The organism is Enterocloster bolteae (assembly GCF_002234575.2).
GTDB lineage: Bacteria > Bacillota > Clostridia > Lachnospirales > Lachnospiraceae > Enterocloster > Enterocloster bolteae.
Map to the genome: position 1 here is coordinate 3821930 of NZ_CP022464.2, position 17727 is coordinate 3839656.

The following is a 17727-nucleotide window of genomic DNA, read 5'->3' on the forward strand; positions in this document are numbered from 1 at the left end:
ACTGCTTTCTGACGCGCCCCGGCCGCGCTCCGGCCCTTTAGGTTCTCTGTTCTTTCATGGACATCACATACAGAGCCGCAAAACCCGCAGCTCCGGCTATAAGGGCCGCTGCCAGATCCGCGCCTGTTGGGATACCTGGAAAAAGTTCCGGCAGGGAACCGAACATGAATCCCAGGATAATCAGATAGGTGGGCTGGGGATGACGGGACATCAGCCGCTCCAGCACCTTGGTGGTCAGGAAAATGCCGCCCAGCACGCCGGCTCCCAGCGGTATCAGGGGAAGGATATGAAAGGAGCTGATGTTTCCTATAATGGTTTCATAGATTCCCAGCATATAGAGCATCTGAGACACGCTGATTCCGGGCAGGACCAGCCCCACCGCAATGATGAATCCCCCAGCCAGCTGAAGGAGCAGGGCCGCGGGCCCGAAACTTCCGTCCGGTGTAAAAAGTCCGGAGGGAATCAGCGCCAGAAGCACCACCCCCAGGATGCCTATGGCAGGATAGGCCACCGCTCCCAGGTCCAGTTTTTTCACGCCTGCCTCCCTGTATATCATGGGAACACCTCCTGCCACCGCTCCCAGGAAGAAAAACCGGAGCGGAACATCGGCCCTGGTTGTGAACAGGTAGCTGATAAAGCGCGAAAACAGCACCATTCCGGTTCCTGCCCCCAGGACGAATTTGAGCAGGAAGGCCATGCTTCCTGCAGGTTCCTTGAAAAAGGAGCTGATGGATGAAATGAGTCTGTCATAAACCCCCATAATCATGGCCATGGACCCTCCGCTTACTCCGGGCACCGTCATGGTCCCCCCTATCCACATTCCTTTTAAAATGATTTTCACATTATCTCGATTCACTGGAAATACTCCTTTTCACCTTCTGTGACCTTACTGCACGCGCGTCCCTTCCGGAACAACAGTAACGATATTCTACCCCATGCAGCCGGAAAAGTGAATTAATTTTCTGTATATATTTATGTCCGGGTACGGCTTATTATTGCCCCGGACATGAAAATAATCCCGGAGGGCAGGCAGTTCTGCCTTTCTCCGGGATTTATTTTTGAGGAATATGATTATGTGATAATGAAACGGAATATGGATCCGATGTATTTAATTAATGTATTTAATCAATACGCTTAATTAACACCGCACTGGGAATTTCCAGGCATCATGCCGACTCCCATCTGTGACAGCATGGAATTCAGGTCCTGTCCGCCCTTCTGGTACTGTACTGCCTGGGGACAATTTCCCGTATTGTAAAGTGCTGCGTTGCAGTCATTTATATTTGCCATATTAGTGCCGCATGCAGAACCCAGCATTGCAGCAAGTGCCATAGATGAAACTGATAACATAGTATGTCCTCGCTTTCTTTCTTACAGATATTACAAATCTGTTACATTTCTGTTGCAAAACTATATTATCACATATTAGGAGTCCTGTGTCTGGGAGTTATTGGAAAAACAACGACTTTTGTCTTTTTTTGCGGATTTTTCATGTTCTTTGGTAATATTTCCCCAATATCCCTCATATATTATCAGTATTATGTAATTGACGCAAACAAAAAAATACGCATGATACCAGCGCCGGTTTTACTTATAACTGCTGCATGCCTGCTGTACAGCGGACAGGCCAGTCAGGTACGGGCATGGCAATCACGATTAAGACAGGGGTTGTATATTATACTATGTTAGAATATGTAAAGAAAAATTTATCCTGTATCTTTCCCGCACAGGACCATGGCAAAGGATGTCTGTATGCGGACGAAATTTACGATACGGTGCAGACCATGAACATCAGCCAGACCTTGAATTATTCCATCCTTTTAATCATTATGGAAGCCTTCAGTCTAATCGTATATCTGGCCACAGACTTTACAGGCAGAGCTGCTTCCATGCTCAGCTTTACCATGCTGCTGTTCCTTCTGTTCATCGCCTTTAATATTGTATACTGCAAATACTTATTGAAACAGCAGCGGACCTGTTCCACAAGGCGGAGGCTGAAACACCATACATACTTTTTCACTGCCATATTTGCCCTGTACTGCATTGCAGTGAACCACATCTGCCTGCAGAGCCGCCTGACAGCAGAAAGCGTCCTTATGTTTTACATTTACATTGCCGCCGGCCCCATCTATTCCCTTAAAGAAGCGCTGGCCTCAGTGCTGGCTACCGCCCTGGCCGCGATTCCGGCTTTCAGGGCCCACCATGTACCGCCGGCCCTGTATTCCAACCTGTTCCTTTACAGCTTCATCAGCCTGTTTCTGTCCCAGATGCGCTGCCACATTATTGTGAGCAACCTGCAAATGGTAAGAAAGGCCAGGGATGAACAGGTTTGTCTTCAGGAACGGGCCGACAAGGACCCGCTGACACAGCTTTTCAACCGTAACGGCTATTCCCTCCGGCTGGAGGAGCTGATTCCCTATAGCATACGGCTTCATGTACCTGTGGCTGTCATCATGATAGATATTGACTATTTCAAACAGTACAATGATACATACGGCCATGTACAGGGCGACGAATGCCTGAAAAAGGTAGCCGCAGCCCTGTCCGGCAGCATCCACCGTGAGAACGACCTGATCTGCCGGTTTGGAGGGGAAGAGTTTCAAATACTGCTCTGTGATGTCCACCCCTCTGACGCCATCAAGGTTGGAGACCGCTTGAGGAAATCTGTGGCTGATTTAAAGATTCCCGCTGCCAACCGAAGCGCCTCCCCCTTTGTGACGATCAGCGCAGGGGTCGTGAGCACAGTTCTTACCTCCATGGATGATTACCACAAGCTGGTACGGGCAGCGGATGATGAGCTTTACTACGCCAAAAGCCACGGAAAGAATATGATTTCCTTCCGGGAACTGAATCCGGCTCCCAGCTCCGACCTATCCCTGGAGGACAAACTGGAGCACGCAAAACTTATATATGACAGCATCCCCTTCCCCTTTGCCATCATTCAAATTCAGGCAAAGGACGGACAGGCCTGTGATTTTTCCTATGTATATGTAAATGAAGCCTGTGCCCGCCTGGAATGCCGTTCCAGAAACATCCTCTACCGAAAAAGCTTTCTGAGCCATTACCCGGACGCCGATACGCGGCGCCTTCCCGCCTACTATGAAACAGCCATGCACGGCGGGCGGCAGATGTTTTATGATTTCAGCCCGGAACGCAGCAAGTACCTTAAGATAGAGTGCTTTCAATTCCACGAAGGCTACTGCGGCTGTCTCATTGAGGATGTAACGGACCAGCACTATTTTGAGCTGTACGGCAATAATGAGCTGGGGCTTCTGAACCAGGTGGTAAACGGCGGCATCCTCCTGACCAGCTACCAGGCAGAATCCCCGGAGGTCATATATATGAATTCCAGGCTGCTTCACGCCCTTGGCTACTGCAGTCTGTCCGAATACAAGCTTTTGTCCGGAGGCTCCTTATCGTTCCTCAGGCAGCTGCACCCGGATGACACCCATACATTCCAGGAGACCATGACCGTATTTTCCACAGACGACACCGTACGCAGCTGCATCATACGGATTCGCAGGAAGGACGGTGCATGGCTGTGGTTCATGCTCAGAGGCAAACTGATTATTGACGAACACAAAAATCCCCTCAACCTGTTCACTGTCTACCACATTACACGTCAGCTGAAACAGCTGGGGCAGATAGTTCCTCAGGTGGATGGGGATTCCCGTATCAGTCTATGAAAACACAGGAGCTTCCCGGCGCTCTAAGCGCCGAATACCTGCTCCGCATAATTTACCGATGCCATAGCATCCCTGCAATAGGCGTCAGCGCCTATGGTCCTGGCATAATCCTCCGTCAGCACAGCGCCTCCCACCATCACCTTGACAGTGACGGATGCAGCCCTTAGCTGGCGGATGGTTTCCTCCATGCTGGGCACAGTGGTGGTCATGAGGGCGCTCAGGCCCACCAGGGCAACCTGCCGTTCCACGGCCTCCTTTACAATGACCTCCGACGGCACGTCCCTTCCCAGGTCGATGACCTCATAACTGTAATTTTCCAGCAAAACCTTCACGATGTTCTTGCCGATATCATGGATGTCGCCTTTCACCGTTGCCAGGATGATGGTGCCTTTCTTTTCCTGGGCCTGTCCGCTTCCATCCATAGCTGCCTTGATGACCTCAAACGCAGCCTTGGCGGCCTCCGCGCTCATAAGAAGCTGGGGCAGGAACACGGTTCCCTTCTCAAACCCTTTTCCCACACGGTCCAGGGCCGGTATCATCTCACTGTTGATAATATCCAGCGGCTCCCTCTCCTTTAACAGTTCCGTCACCGCGTTGTGGGCGGCTTCTTTCAGGCCTCTCTCAATGGCTGCTGTCAGAGCCGGCCCCTGGCTTCCTCCTCCTTGATCCTCTCCTGAACCAAAATGATTGTCTGCCTTTATCCCGTTCTGGCTGCCGCTCTTTCCAATGGTCTGGCCCAGGCCCGCGCTCTGCCCGCTGTACACGCTGATATACTGGCCGCACTGGGGATCCCGGTCCATAAGCGCGTTAAAGCTGTAGTAAGCCCGCATCATGGCCTCGGAGTTAGGGTTTATGATGGCAGCTCCCAGCCCGCATTCCATGGCCATGGTAAAGAATGCGGCATTGATGATTTCCCTCTGGGGCAGTCCGAAGGATATGTTGGATACCCCCAGCACGGTTCCCACTCCCAGCTCATCCCGGATGCGCCGCAGGGTCTCCAGGGTGGTAAGGGCCCCTTTGCTGTCGGAACTGACCGTCATGCAGAGTCCGTCCAGAATGATATCCTCCGGCCCGATTCCGTACACCGCTGCCCGTTCTATGATTTTCCTGCCCACGGCCAGACGTCCATCTGCCGTATCGGGAATGCCGGACTCATCCAGGCAGAGTCCCACCGCCACTCCGCCGTATTTTGCCATCAGCGGAAATATGCGGCTCATGGACTCTTCCTTGCCGTTGACAGAGTTAATCAACGGTTTTCCGTTGTATATACGCATGGCGCGCTCCATGGCTTCCATGTCCGAGGTGTCGATTTGAAGAGGCAGGTCGATGATGGCCTGAAGCTCCCTCACAGCCTCCTCCATCATGGACGGCTCATGGATTTCAGGAAGTCCCACGTTCACATCCAGCACATCCGCCCCGTTGTCCTGCTGGCTGACCCCCTCCTTCAGGATATATTCCAGGTTGTGGTCCCGCAGGGCCTGCTTGAACTTGGACTTGCCGGTGGGGTTTATGCGCTCCCCGATAATGATTGTCTTACGGCCGGCGGTCACTGCCTTTGCATAGGAGGACACCACAGTGCGGTGTTTTTTCTCGGGCCACACCACAGGCATGTCCTTACACCGCTGTGTCATCAGGCGTATATGCTCCGGGGTGGTGCCGCAGCACCCTCCCACCACCACAGCGCCCATGGCCGCGATTTCCTCCATGACAAGGGCAAAGCCCTCAGCGTCTATGTCGTACACCGTCTTCCCGTTCTCGCTTCTGGGAAGGCCTGCATTGGGGTTTACCAGCACGGGAAGGGAGGACACCCTCAGAATTTCCTCCAGGATACCCTTCATCTGCACAGGTCCCAGACCGCAGTTGATTCCCAGGGCATCCACCCTCAGTCCCTCTAACAGGGCCACGGTGGACTCCACGTTTCCGCCGGTCAGAAGCTTTCCCTTTTCATCAAATATAACGGTTGCGAACACAGGCAGGCGTTCCCCTGTATCCGGCCTGAATCCCGCCTCCCTGGCAGCCAGCACCGCGGCCTTCAGCTCATAGCTGTCGCTCATGGTCTCTATAAGAACCAGGTCCGCTCCCGCCCTGGCGCCAATGGATACCACCTCTTTATAAAGCTTCACCGCATCCTCGAAATCCAAATCCCCCAAAGGTTTTAACAGGCGCCCCGTAGGTCCCAGATCCAGGGCCACGTATCCGTGTCCTGCTTCCCTGACCGCGGTTCTGGCATTTTCCACTGCGGCTGTCACGATGGACTCCAAATCATCTTTAAATTTAAGCCTGTTGGCGCCAAATGTATTGGTGGTCATGATGTCTGCGCCGGCCTCCAGATAGGACCGGTGTATGGATATAAGCACATCCCGGCGGGTCAGGTTCCACGTTTCCGGAAGCTCTCCCGGTTTCAGGCCCTGGGCCTGGAGCAGGCTTCCCATTCCGCCGTCGCAGAACAGGCGGCGTACCTTCATCTCTTCTAATATTGTCATCATCATTCTCCGCAAGTCCTCTTAACTGTTCAAAATGTCGTTTACCAGGATGTCCACCTGCTCCCCGCTGGTAATCCAGCTGGTGCAGAGGCGGATAGCCGTATGGCTTTCATCCACCCTTCCCTGGTTGGTGTAACTGTACTTATCCTTCCACGACTCCAAAAGGGCATCCGGCATGATGGGAAATACCTGGTTTGTGGTGTTTTCCACCAGGAAGGGATATCCCTTTTTGACACAGGCGCAGCGTATCTTGTCTGCCAGCCTGTCCGCATGGGCTCCCAGCTCAAAATACAGGCCGTCCCGCAAAAGCTCTCCAAACTGTATGCCCAGAAGGCGGCCCTTGGCCAGCATACCGCCCCGCTGCTTGATATGGTAGCGGAAATCCGCCTTCAGCTCATCGTTCAATATAACCACGGCCTCCCCGAAAAGAGCCCCCACCTTGGTTCCTCCGATGTAGAATACGTCGCAGGAAGCTGCCAGGGACTTAAGGTCCAGGTCATTCCCCTCCGCCGCCAGGCCGTATGCCAGACGGGCGCCGTCCACAAACAGGTACAGGCCGTACTTCCTGCACACCCCATACAGGTTCTCCATCTCAGCCCTGGTGTAAATAGTGCCCAGCTCCGTGGGGTTGGAGATATATACCATCTTTGGCTGCACCGTGTGCTCAAAGCTCTCGTCCCGGATATGGGCCTGGTACAGCTCCTCCACCTGCTCTGCCGTAATCTTGCCGTCCTCAGAGGGCAGGGCCAGCACCTTGTGTCCGGTGGCCTCTATGGAGCCTGTCTCATGTACATTGATGTGGGCCGTCACAGCCCCCACCGCCCCCTGATGGGAACGCAGGGCAGATGCTATGACCGTCAGATTGGCCTGGGTTCCTCCCACCAGGAAATGGACCGCTGCATCTTCCCGTCCGCATAGGCTGCGGATGATGCCTGCGGCCTCTGCGCAGTAATGGTCCTCCCCGTATCCGGGCGTCTGCTCCAGATTAGTCTCAGCCAGTTTCTTAAGTATGCGCTCATGGGCGCCTTCGCTGTAATCACAATTAAAACGAATCATAATATAATTCCCCTTTTTATTTTATTTTTATGCCGCCGCCTTAAAGGGCTTTTCCCTGTCACCTCCGGTAGGGGCAGTCCGTCTTGGCACAGGCTTCACAGCCTTTTACATCGCAGCGGTAAGGTTTCCTGCTGGCTCCCATGACCGCTGAAACTGATTTGGAGGGCATCATGAGAAGACTGTCCGTCAGCTTGATGCCGATGCGTTTTCCGGCCTCCAGGGCCTCTAACAGCATACCCTGGCATTCCAGCGGAAAGTCTCCGTAACCGGGGCTGAACCTGGGGCGCAGATAACGGCCTTTTGCCTCATATTCCGACTTTATCACGGTACACACCTGGTCGCAGTACTCCTCAATCATGGCCGCTGCCGCTGCCTGCATGACCACGGCCCTGCTCATCTGGAGACGGCTGTACTTCTGAATCAGATGGTCGGCCCCGCAGCCAAGGGTGGCCGCAAACACAATAATCTGATCGCAGTCCTTCAGATTCCCCCACAGGTTCCTGCTCCTGGCGTTGAAACATCCCCCGTCAATTCTGTAATCCTCTCCCAGTGACAAGGGATATTCCCGGTACAGATGCCTGGGTGTGGCAGCTTCCCATAATTCCGCCATGGACTGCTCCACCATGGCCGCCACTGCCCCGTCAGCCTCCTGACCCCTGTACCCCAGATAGCGGAGGACCTCCCTCCTGTCTACGTCCTGTATGTCCATATGTCTTTTCTCCCGATGTTCGTTCTTCTGATATTCGTTTTCCCGACATTCGTTCTTCTGGTATTCGTTCTTCTAAGTTTTATTCTCTCGGATATAGTCATGAGGTTTTTTCTCGTGAGTTTTTTCTCATGAGTTTTTTTCCAGTGTTGCATTCAGCCCTATAAAATCTCCGACAGGTTTTCTTTTATCTTCATGGCCACATCCGGCTTATTCATGGAATACACATGGATACCGTTGACTCCGTTGGCAATCAGGTCAATGATCTGGTCCGTGGCATAGGCTATTCCGGCCTGCTTCATGGCCGCGGGATTGTCCCCGAACCGGTCCACAATGGACATGAACCTGGATGGCAGGTAGGTCCCCGACATCTGGGTAATCCTCCGTATCTGCTTTGCGTTTGTCACAGGCATGATGCCGGCAATCACAGGCACCTGGATTCCCTTTTCACGGATGCGGTACAGATAGCTGTAAAGAATGCTGTTGTCAAAAAACATCTGGGTGGTGACAAAATCGCATCCGGCCTCCACCTTCTGCTTCAGGTAATCTATGTCCACAGACTTGTTGGCTGATTCCACATGGCCCTCCGGGTAACATGCTGCCCCGATGCAGAAATCACCTGCCTTTTTGATTTCCCGTATCAGTTCTGAAGCATAGTGGTATTCCTTTGGCGTGCTGCCATCCTGGGGGATATCCCCGCGCAGGGCCAGTACATTTTCAATGCCGCGCTCCCTTAACTCACCCAGCACATGGTGCACCTTTTCCCTGGTGGATGAAACACAGGTGAGATGAGCCAGGGGCGTCACTCCATATTCCTCCTTGATGGCGGAGGCGATTCCAACCGTATATTCGCTGGTTCCCCCTCCTGCCCCGTATGTAACACTCATAAACGAGGGCTTTAATTTTGCAATCTCCGCGGCTGCCTTCTCCACGGAATCATATGCATCCTCTGTCTTTGGGGGGAACACCTCAAAGGAGAGGGTGGGCTTTCCTTCTGCCAGTATGTCGCGTATTTTCATTTCTGTTTCCCTTCCTCATGCGTCATCCAAAAAAGCTCCGGCACCCCAATAATCAGGATTGCCGGAGCAAGCATTTACATTTCTACGGTCACTTTCTTCAGATGCCAGATATCCTTCACATACTCCTCAATGGTACGGTCAGATGTGAACTTTCCGCAGTTGGCCGTGTTAAGGATGGCTGCCTTAGCCCACCACGCCTGGTCCCTGTAAGCCTTATCCACCCTCTGGTGCGCCTCGGCATAGGAACGGAAGTCCTTGAGGATAAAGTAGGTATCAGCCCTGTCGCTGCTCTTGGTATTTAAGAGAGAGTTATAGATATCCCTGAACAGCTCTGGGTTATCCGGTGCATAGTATCCGTTAATCAGCTGCATGAGCACACGGCGGATTTCCTGGTCATTGTTAAAGATATCCATGGGGTAATAGCCGCCGTTGTTCTCGTAGTTAATAACCTCGTCGGAGGACATGCCGAAAATAAATGCATTGTCCGCTCCCACTTCCTCCACGATTTCCACATTGGCTCCGTCCATGGTTCCCAGGGTAAGGGCCCCGTTGAGCATAAACTTCATGTTGCTGGTGCCGGAAGCCTCCTTGCTGGCCGTGGATATCTGCTCGCTGACATCAGCCGCCGCAAATATAAGCTCTGCATTGGATACACGGTAATCCTCGATGAACACCACCTTAATCTTGCCGTTAATGGACTTGTCATTGTTGATGACATCCGCCACTGAGTTGATGAGCTTGATGGTCAACTTAGCCCGCTTATAGCCTGCAGCTGCCTTTGCGCCGAAGATAAAGGTCCTGGGAATCATATCCATATCAGGATTATCCTTCAGCTGGTTGTACAGATACATCACATGGAGAATGTTCATCAGCTGGCGCTTATACTCATGAAGCCTCTTGACCTGCACGTCGAAAATAGAGCGCGGGTCCACGTCAATGCCGTTATTCTCCTTTATATATCTGGCAAGGCGCAGCTTATTCTGGTACTTGATGTTCATAAACTCAAACTGGCACTTCTCATCCCCTGCAAAGAGTTCCAGCTTCTTGATGTGGGGAAGGTCGGTAATCCACTCATCGCCAATTTTGGAGGTGACCCAGTCTGCCAGCAGCGGATTGCCGTGAAGCAGGAACCGTCTCTGGGTTATGCCGTTTGTCTTGTTGTTGAACTTCTCCGGCATCATCTCATAGAAGTCTTTTAACTCCTGGTGCTTAAGGATTTCTGTGTGAAGCCTGGCAACGCCGTTGACGGAAAAGCTGGCTGCAATCGCCATGTAAGCCATCTTCACCTGTCCGTCGTAAATAATGGACATTTTGCGCAGCTTCTCCTGGTTGCCCGGATACATGGTCTGAATCTGGTTCTGGAACCTGCGGTTGATTTCCTCCACAATCTGGTAAATTCTGGGCAGAAGCCGTGAGAACAGCTCAATGGGCCACTTCTCCAGCGCCTCTGACATGATGGTGTGGTTTGTATAAGCGCAGGTCCTGGTGGTTACCTCCCACGCCTCATCCCATGTAAGTCCCTCCTCGTCCAGAAGAATCCGCATCAATTCAGGGATGGCAACCGTCGGGTGGGTGTCGTTCAGCTGGAACACTACTTTTTCATAGAATTTTCTGATGTCATCGTGCTTTTCTTTATACTTTTTAACCGCCCTCTGTACGCTGGCGGAAATAAAGAAATACTGCTGCTTCAGGCGCAGTTCCTTGCCTGCGTAGTGGTTGTCATTGGGGTAAAGGACCTCCACAATGGTTTTGGCCAGATTCTCCTGCTCCACTGCCTTCTGGTAATCTCCCCTGTCAAAGGAATCCAAATTAAAGGTGTTGATGGGTTCTGCATCCCAGATACGCAGGGTATTCACCACATTGTTGCCGTATCCGATAATCGGCAGGTCATAGGGCACCGCGCGGACAGACTGGTATCCGTCCTGTACGAAATGGTTCACTCCGCCCTGGTTCTCAATGCGCACATAACCTCCGAATTTAATCTCGGAAGCATACTCCGGCCTGCGGATCTCAAAGGGGTTGCCGTCCTTTAACCAGTTATCCGGCACCTCCACCTGGTAACCGTTCTCAATCTTCTGCTTGAACATGCCGTAGCGGTAACGGATGCCGCAGCCATATGCCGGATATCCCAGGGTTGCCAGCGAATCCAGGAAACAGGCCGCCAGACGTCCCAGGCCGCCGTTTCCCAGGGCTGCGTCCGGCTCCTGGTCCTCAATCACATTTAAATCAAAGCCCATCTCATCCAGGGCTTCCTTAATCTCATCCCTGGCGCAGATATTGATGATATTATTGCCCAGAGCACGGCCCATGAGGAACTCCATGGACAGGTAGTATACTGTCTTAACGTCCTTTTTCTCATATTCCTTGTGAGTGGCAATCCACTCGTCAATGATAACATCCTTCACAGCATAGGCCACTGCCTGAAATACCTGCTGGGGAGTCGCCTCATCAATGGTCCTTCGGAACATGTTCTTTACGTTGTCCACCACACTGCGCTTGAACGTTTCCTTATCAAATCCTTTATTCATCGGCCATTATCCTCCTGCTTTAAGTTCCTCTTCTATTTACAGAACTATTGTATGTAAATCATTCCCAAATTATCAGACGGGGCGGGGTTTTATGGGCCCCGCCTCACAATCTTACCATTATTTCATGGTCTTTTCAACACCGAGCATTACATTTTCGCCGTTAATGTTCCACTCTTTAACAAAGCCGGACATGGCGCCGATGCTGATATGGTCCGCCATGACCTCTGTTTTGATCTCGTCCGCATGGGCCTTAATCAGTTCTGCAATCCGGTCATTTCCATCCTGGAATACGCTGATGTGGTCCATGACCTCAAATCCGGCCTCCTTGCGCATGGTCTGAATCTTGCTTATGAGTTCTCTCACAAAGCCTTCCTCAATCAGTTCAGGAGTCAGGTTGGTATCCAGAACAACGGTCACATAGTTGTCTTCCTCTGTCACATAGCCGTCCTTCTGGGAAACATCGATCAGCAGGTCGTCCTTTGTCAGCACCACTTCCTGGCCGTCATAGTCAAAGGTAAGCTGTCCCTTCTCATTCAGGGTATCCATGGCAGCGCTGCCGTCGATATCGGTCAGAGTCTGGCGAATCCGGTTTAACAGCTTGCCGTACTTTGGTCCCACGGTCTTTAACTGAGGCTTGAAGGTATAGGAGGTAAATTCCCTTACATCATCGGAGAAAATCACCTGCTTCACATTCAGTTCTTCCTCAATAATCTGCACGTAGAACCTTGACAGCTCATGGTCGGCCTTCACATACATCCGGGCAATGGGCTGGCGGTTCTTGATATTGGCCGCATTCCTGGCCGCACGTCCCATGACAACCACCTTCAGCACTTCATCCATGTCGGATTCCAGCTCCGCATCAATCCAGGACTCATTCACCTCCGGGAAATCGCACAGGTGTACACTTTCAGGCGCGTTCCCGTCCACCTTTCTCACGATATTCTGGTAAATCTGCTCTGTCATAAACGGAATCATGGGAGCAGCCGCCTTTGCCACGGTCACAAGGGCCGTGTACAGGGTCATGAAGGCATTAATCTTATCCTGCTCCATTCCCTTTGCCCAGAAGCGCTCACGGCTTCTGCGCACATACCAGTTGCTTAAGTCATCCACGAACTCCTGGAGGGATCTGGCCGCCTCAGGAATCTGGTAATTCATCAGGCTGTTATCCACTGTCTTTACCATGGAATTCATCTTGGACAGCATCCAGCGGTCCATGACCGGAAGCTTGTCGTATTCCAGGGTATATCTGGTGGGATCAAAATTGTCAATATTGGCATACAGCACCCAGAAAGCATAGGTGTTCCAAAGGGTACCCATAAACTTGCGCTGTCCCTCGGTCACTGCCTTATCCTGGTAGCGCTTTGGAATCCAGGGAGCGCTGCAGGTGTAGAAGAACCAGCGGATGGCGTCTGCGCCGTGGGCTGCCAGGGTATCAAAGGGATCCACTGCATTGCCCTTGGACTTGCTCATCTTCTGTCCGTTCTCATCCAGCACAAGCCCCATGACAACTACATTTTCATAAGGCGCCTTGTTGAACAGCAGGGTGGACTCAGCAAGGAGGGAATAGAACCATCCTCTGGTCTGGTCCACTGCCTCGGAGATAAACTGGGCCGGGAACTGCGACTCGAACAGTTCCTTGTTCTCAAAGGGATAATGGTGCTGCGCAAAGGGCATGGCTCCGGAATCAAACCAGCAGTCAATCACCTCAGGCACACGCTTCATGGGCTTATTGCACTTGGGGCACTTGATGTTTACAGCGTCAATATATGGGCGGTGAAGCTCGATTTCATCAGGGCAGTTGTCGGATAAGCTCTTTAATTCCTCGATGCTTCCGATGGAATGCTGGTGTCCGCACTCGCACTCCCAGATATTGAGCGGGGTGCCCCAGTAACGGTTTCTGGAAATACCCCAGTCCTGAATATTCTCCAGCCAGTCCCCGAAGCGGCCCTTGCCGATGGAATCCGGAACCCAGTTAATGGTATTGTTGTTGCGGATCAGGTCATCCTTCACAGCAGTCATTTTGATGAACCAGGACTCCCTTGCATAGTAAATGAGAGGGGTTCCGCAGCGCCAGCAGTGGGGATAACTGTGCTCGAAGCTGGGGGCTGAGAAAAGCAGCCCTCTGGACTCCAGATCCTTTAACACCATGGGGTCCGCATCCTTCACAAAGGTGCCTGCAAAAGGCGTATCCGCCGTCATATCGCCCTTGGCGTCCACCAGCTGCACAAAGGGAAGGTCGTACTTGCGGCCAACGTTGGCATCATCCTCACCAAAGGCAGGTGCAATGTGTACGATGCCGGTACCGTCTGTCAGTGTTACATAGTCAGCACAGACCACATAGTAGGCTTTCTTGTGCTGCTTCTCGCACAGGGGCACGGAGCAGTCATAGAGGGGCTCATATTCCTTGAACTCCAGGTCCTTGCCCTTGTAAGTTTCCAGCACCTCATAGTCTTCACCCAGCACGGTATCTGCCAGGGCCTGAGCGATATAGTAGGTGTAGCCGTCGCCTGTCTTTACTTTTACATAGTCTTCCTTGGGGTTCACACACAGGGCCAGGTTGCTGGGAAGGGTCCACGGCGTAGTGGTCCATGCCAGGATATATGCGTCTTCTCCCTTGGCCTTAAAGCGGGCAATGGCGGAACGCTCCTTTACATCCTTATAACCCTGGGCCACCTCATGGGAGGACAGCGGGGTGCCGCAGCGCGGGCAGTAGGGAACCACCTTAAAGCCCTTGTACAAAAGACCCTTGTCCCAAATCTGCTTAAGAGCCCACCACTCAGACTCGATAAAGCTGTTGTCATAGGTTACATAAGGATTGTCCATATCAGCCCAGAAGCCAACGGTGTTGGAGAAATCCTCCCACATGCCCTTGTACTTCCAGACGCTTTCCTTACATTCTTTGATAAACGGCTCCAGACCATACTGCTCAATCTGCTCCTTGCCGTCCAGTCCCAGCTTCTTCTCAACTTCCAGCTCCACAGGCAGGCCGTGGGTGTCCCATCCGGCCTTTCTCGGCACCATATACCCCTTCATGGCCCGGTATCTGGGAATCATATCCTTGATTACACGGGTCTCCACATGGCCGATATGAGGCTTGCCGTTGGCAGTTGGCGGTCCGTCATAGAATACATAGGGCTTGCAGCCCTCCCTCATTTTAATGCTTTTCTCAAAGATGTGCTCTGCTTCCCAGAACTTCTCCACTTCTTTTTCCCGTTCCACAAACTTAAGGTCTGTGGGGACTTTGTCATACATAACGTCTTCCTCCGTTCCATTCATGATAGATTTCTATTCTGGTATGTGAAAAAGATTGTATATCCTTCCATGAAGCAAAAAAGGCTTCCGTCCCGAACAGGACGAAAGCCATAAACCGCTTCGTTTAACCACCTATTACTGCATACCATCATATGAGTTCCCTTAACGCGGGAAACGCGTCCCGGCCTATCATGCGCTGCTGACGCATCCCTTCAGCCGGACAGCTCCGGAGTGATCTTCAGTTCTGCATTACTTGCACCGGTTTCCACCATCTCCGGCTCTCTGAGGCGTTCCTGCAGGCCTACTGTCTCCATCTATGCCTTTTTCATTTAACTTCTTTATTATAATAATGCATGCGTAAAATGTCAACCGTGTATCTGATTTTCGTTTATTTTGACATATCAGTTGTTCCGCCTTTGATTGTTAAATTTTTATCATTTCGTTTGCCTTTTCCAGAATATGTGTTATACTACTAACCAATATTACTGCACAGCCGTCAAAATCCTGCCGCACCGCATACCCTGCGTACAGCACACCGGCTGCGCCCAGGGAGGAACCTATATGGAGCAGAGAAATCTTACCTTACTCACAGACCTGTATGAGCTAACCATGATGCAGGGGTATTTCAAAGAAAAGGACGCCAACGAAACCGTTGTATTCGACATGTTTTACAGGACCAATCCCCACGGCAACGGCTTTGCCATCTGTGCCGGATTGCAGCAGGTCATTGAGTACATTGAGGACCTGCATTTTGATGACAGCGACATTGAATACCTGAGAAGCCTGGATATGTTTGAGGAGGACTTTCTGAGCTATCTCAATGAATTCCGCTTTACAGGCAATATTTACGCCATTCCGGAGGGTACCGTGGTTTTCCCCAGGGAACCCCTTGTCAAGGTCATTGCCCCCATTATGCAGGCCCAGCTCATCGAGACAGCGCTGCTCAATATCATCAATCACCAGAGCCTCATTGCCACCAAGACAGAGCGCATCGTCTACGCGGCCAAGGGAGACGGCGTCATGGAATTCGGACTGCGCAGGGCCCAGGGACCGGATGCCGGCACCTACGGAGCAAGGGCAGCCATGATAGCCGGATGCATCGGCACCTCCAATGTACTCTGCGGAAAAATGTTCGATGTCCCGGTAAAGGGAACCCATGCCCACAGCTGGATTATGAGCTTTCCCGACGAGCTGACCGCCTTCCGCACCTATGCCAAGCTCTATCCTTCCGCCTGCATTCTGCTGGTGGATACCTATGATACCTTAGGTTCCGGCGTTCCCAACGCCATCCAGGTATTTAAGGAGATGAGAGAAGCCGGTATTCCTCTTACCTTCTACGGCATCCGTCTGGACAGCGGTGATTTGGCCTACCTGTCCAAAAAGGCCAAAAAGATGCTCAACGAGGCCGGATTCCCGGACGCAGTGATCTCCGCCTCCAACGACCTGGACGAGAACCTGATCAACTCCCTGAAAATGCAGGGATCCACCATCAATTCCTGGGGAGTGGGCACCAACCTGATTACAGCCAAAGACTGTCCGTCCTTCGGAGGCGTATACAAACTGGCTGCTGTAATGGACAAGGCCACAGGCCAGTTTATGCCGAAAATCAAGCTGTCCGAAAACGCGGAGAAAATCACCAACCCGGGCAACAAGACCATACAGAGGATTTATGATAAGGCCACCGGCAAAATCATAGCAGATTTGATTTGTCTGGTGGGCGAGGAATTCGACACCCGCAATTCCCTCCTTCTCTTCGACCCCTTAGAGACATGGAAAAAGACCATGCTGGCGCCAGACAGCTATACCATGCGGGAACTGATGATCCCCATTTTCCTGGACGGCAGGTGCGTGTACCAGTCTCCGAAGGTAATGGATATCCAGGCCTACTGTAAAAAAGAGCTGGATACCCTGTGGGATGAGTCCAAGCGTCTCATCAACCCCCACACAGTCCATGTGGACCTGTCCAATGAGCTGTGGCACACAAAGAACCAGCTGCTGGATTCCTTCCACAGAAAATAAACAGACTTAGACGTGCAAAAGGCCGGAACCATCTCCGGCCTTTACTAATTTCCCATCTTATCCCACTCAGCTGCCAATGTTCCCGGAAGGTATTTCCGGCTCCCTTAAATCCCGCCATCCACCAGAAGGGGAAGGACATTCTGGGGAAGGTCGTATATGACCATATCGGCTTTCTCATCCAGGGGCCTGGGTATACGGTGGATAATTACCATCTTCCTGCCCTGGAAGTACCGTATGTAGTTGCTGTATACCTCTGACCGCAGACTGGTTCCCAGCACCAGGAGCACGTCGGCCCTGGCTATCTCCTCCGTGGTACGGCTCATGATGCTGCTGTCCACCATCTCCCCGTAGAGAGAGGTTCCGGGACGTATCATGGTTTTGCAGTTCTTACAATGAGGAACATGTCTGGAATCCCTGATCTCTTCCATGGAATACAGCCTGCCGCAGTGGGGGCACCTGTTTTTGTATATGCTTCCGTGAAGGTAAATCACATTCCGGCAGCCCACCTGTTCCGGCAAATCGAAAATATTGGTGGTAACAATACACTGAAGCTTGTCATCTTCCTCCATCCTGGCCAGCGCCCTGACAGACGGAGTCATGTCAGGAATCTTTTTCAGTATCTCCTCGCGGTAAAATTCATAGAATCGTTCCGGCCTTCTGGACAGACAGGAAATGTGAAACAGCTCCTCCGGTGATTCCGAATATTTCTGTTCAATCTCATAAGCCCGTCCTTCCTGTTTAAGTCCCAGAATGCCTCCCTCTTCCATCATCCCGGAACCGCAGATGGCAACCGTATAGCTGCTTTCAGCCAATACCTGCTTCAGGAGTTCCAATGTTTTTTCGCCAATCATACCCGCTCAGTCCTCCTCTTGTTCTGATTGCTCCAGAGCATGTCTGATACCCGCATACTCTGACATCATTATACCGCAAATCCCCCCGCCTTACCACAGGAATCCGCGGGAACTGTAAGCGTGAGCC

General features: G+C 52.0%; 11 protein-coding genes. 2 read left to right on the forward strand and 9 right to left on the reverse strand.

What is annotated here, in order from left to right; translation table 11 throughout:
• Nucleotides 1-37: 37 nt before the first annotated feature.
• Both CGC65_RS17900 and CGC65_RS17905 read right to left on the reverse strand, forming a co-directional pair.
• Nucleotides 38-856 (reverse strand): DUF368 domain-containing protein, encoded by an 819-nt coding sequence (locus CGC65_RS17900; protein ID WP_038281605.1) that lies wholly within the window; start codon nucleotides 854-856, stop codon nucleotides 38-40.
• 278 nt (nucleotides 857-1134) lie between these two features.
• On the reverse strand, nucleotides 1135-1350 hold the full coding sequence (locus tag CGC65_RS17905; protein WP_002564751.1) for a hypothetical protein: 216 nt from the start codon (nucleotides 1348-1350) through the stop codon (nucleotides 1135-1137).
• Nucleotides 1351-1682: 332 nt separating this feature from the next.
• On the opposite strand from CGC65_RS17905, the gene CGC65_RS17910 reads away from it, so the two are divergent.
• On the forward strand, nucleotides 1683-3686 hold the full coding sequence (locus tag CGC65_RS17910; RefSeq protein WP_235622282.1) for a diguanylate cyclase: 2004 nt from the start codon (nucleotides 1683-1685) through the stop codon (nucleotides 3684-3686).
• Nucleotides 3687-3709: 23 nt separating this feature from the next.
• On the opposite strand, the gene CGC65_RS17915 is transcribed toward CGC65_RS17910, so the two are convergent.
• From CGC65_RS17915 to ileS, 6 genes are all read right to left on the reverse strand, one after another.
• Nucleotides 3710-6169 carry a homocysteine S-methyltransferase family protein gene (locus tag CGC65_RS17915; protein WP_002564753.1) on the reverse strand — a complete coding sequence of 820 codons (2460 nt, stop codon included), beginning with the start codon at nucleotides 6167-6169 and terminating at the stop codon, nucleotides 3710-3712.
• Nucleotides 6170-6190: 21 nt separating this feature from the next.
• Nucleotides 6191-7225, reverse strand: a complete 1035-nt coding sequence (locus tag CGC65_RS17920) for a threonine aldolase family protein (protein WP_002564754.1) — start codon at nucleotides 7223-7225, stop codon at nucleotides 6191-6193.
• A 58-nt stretch (nucleotides 7226-7283) separates the two neighbouring features.
• Nucleotides 7284-7934 (reverse strand): vitamin B12 dependent-methionine synthase activation domain-containing protein, encoded by a 651-nt coding sequence (locus CGC65_RS17925; protein ID WP_002564755.1) that lies wholly within the window; start codon nucleotides 7932-7934, stop codon nucleotides 7284-7286.
• Between the two features lie 158 nt (nucleotides 7935-8092).
• A complete protein-coding gene (gene metF, locus CGC65_RS17930) occupies nucleotides 8093-8950 on the reverse strand; it encodes a methylenetetrahydrofolate reductase [NAD(P)H] (protein ID WP_002564756.1) in 858 nt (285 codons plus the stop codon).
• A 74-nt stretch (nucleotides 8951-9024) separates the two neighbouring features.
• Nucleotides 9025-11478 carry a glycogen/starch/alpha-glucan phosphorylase gene (locus CGC65_RS17935; protein ID WP_002564757.1) on the reverse strand — a complete coding sequence of 818 codons (2454 nt, stop codon included), beginning with the start codon at nucleotides 11476-11478 and terminating at the stop codon, nucleotides 9025-9027.
• A gap of 117 nt (nucleotides 11479-11595) precedes the next feature.
• A complete protein-coding gene (ileS, locus tag CGC65_RS17940; protein WP_002564758.1) occupies nucleotides 11596-14730 on the reverse strand; it encodes an isoleucine--tRNA ligase in 3135 nt (1044 codons plus the stop codon).
• Nucleotides 14731-15291: 561 nt separating this feature from the next.
• On the opposite strand from ileS, the gene CGC65_RS17945 reads away from it, so the two are divergent.
• Nucleotides 15292-16749, forward strand: coding sequence for a nicotinate phosphoribosyltransferase (locus tag CGC65_RS17945; RefSeq protein WP_002564760.1), 1458 nt, complete (start codon nucleotides 15292-15294; stop codon nucleotides 16747-16749).
• Nucleotides 16750-16853: 104 nt separating this feature from the next.
• Here CGC65_RS17945 and CGC65_RS17950 read toward each other — a convergent pair whose 3' ends face one another.
• Nucleotides 16854-17600, reverse strand: coding sequence for an SIR2 family NAD-dependent protein deacylase (locus CGC65_RS17950; RefSeq protein ID WP_002564761.1), 747 nt, complete (start codon nucleotides 17598-17600; stop codon nucleotides 16854-16856).
• Nucleotides 17601-17727: the final 127 nt, after the last annotated feature.

Excerpts from the sequence above, each read along its gene's own strand:
- CGC65_RS17905 (WP_002564751.1), bottom strand. The coding sequence starts at position 1,350 with ATGTTATCAGTTTCATCTATGGCACTTGCTGCAATGCTGGGTTCTGCA.
- CGC65_RS17910 (WP_235622282.1), top strand. The coding sequence starts at position 1,683 with ATGTTAGAATATGTAAAGAAAAATTTATCCTGTATCTTTCCCGCACAG.
- CGC65_RS17915 (WP_002564753.1), bottom strand. The coding sequence starts at position 6,169 with ATGACAATATTAGAAGAGATGAAGGTACGCCGCCTGTTCTGCGACGGC.
- CGC65_RS17920 (WP_002564754.1), bottom strand. The coding sequence starts at position 7,225 with ATGATTCGTTTTAATTGTGATTACAGCGAAGGCGCCCATGAGCGCATA.
- CGC65_RS17925 (WP_002564755.1), bottom strand. The coding sequence starts at position 7,934 with ATGGACATACAGGACGTAGACAGGAGGGAGGTCCTCCGCTATCTGGGG.
- metF (WP_002564756.1), bottom strand. The coding sequence starts at position 8,950 with ATGAAAATACGCGACATACTGGCAGAAGGAAAGCCCACCCTCTCCTTT.
- CGC65_RS17935 (WP_002564757.1), bottom strand. The coding sequence starts at position 11,478 with ATGAATAAAGGATTTGATAAGGAAACGTTCAAGCGCAGTGTGGTGGAC.
- ileS (WP_002564758.1), bottom strand. The coding sequence starts at position 14,730 with ATGTATGACAAAGTCCCCACAGACCTTAAGTTTGTGGAACGGGAAAAA.
- CGC65_RS17945 (WP_002564760.1), top strand. The coding sequence starts at position 15,292 with ATGGAGCAGAGAAATCTTACCTTACTCACAGACCTGTATGAGCTAACC.
- CGC65_RS17950 (WP_002564761.1), bottom strand. The coding sequence starts at position 17,600 with ATGATTGGCGAAAAAACATTGGAACTCCTGAAGCAGGTATTGGCTGAA.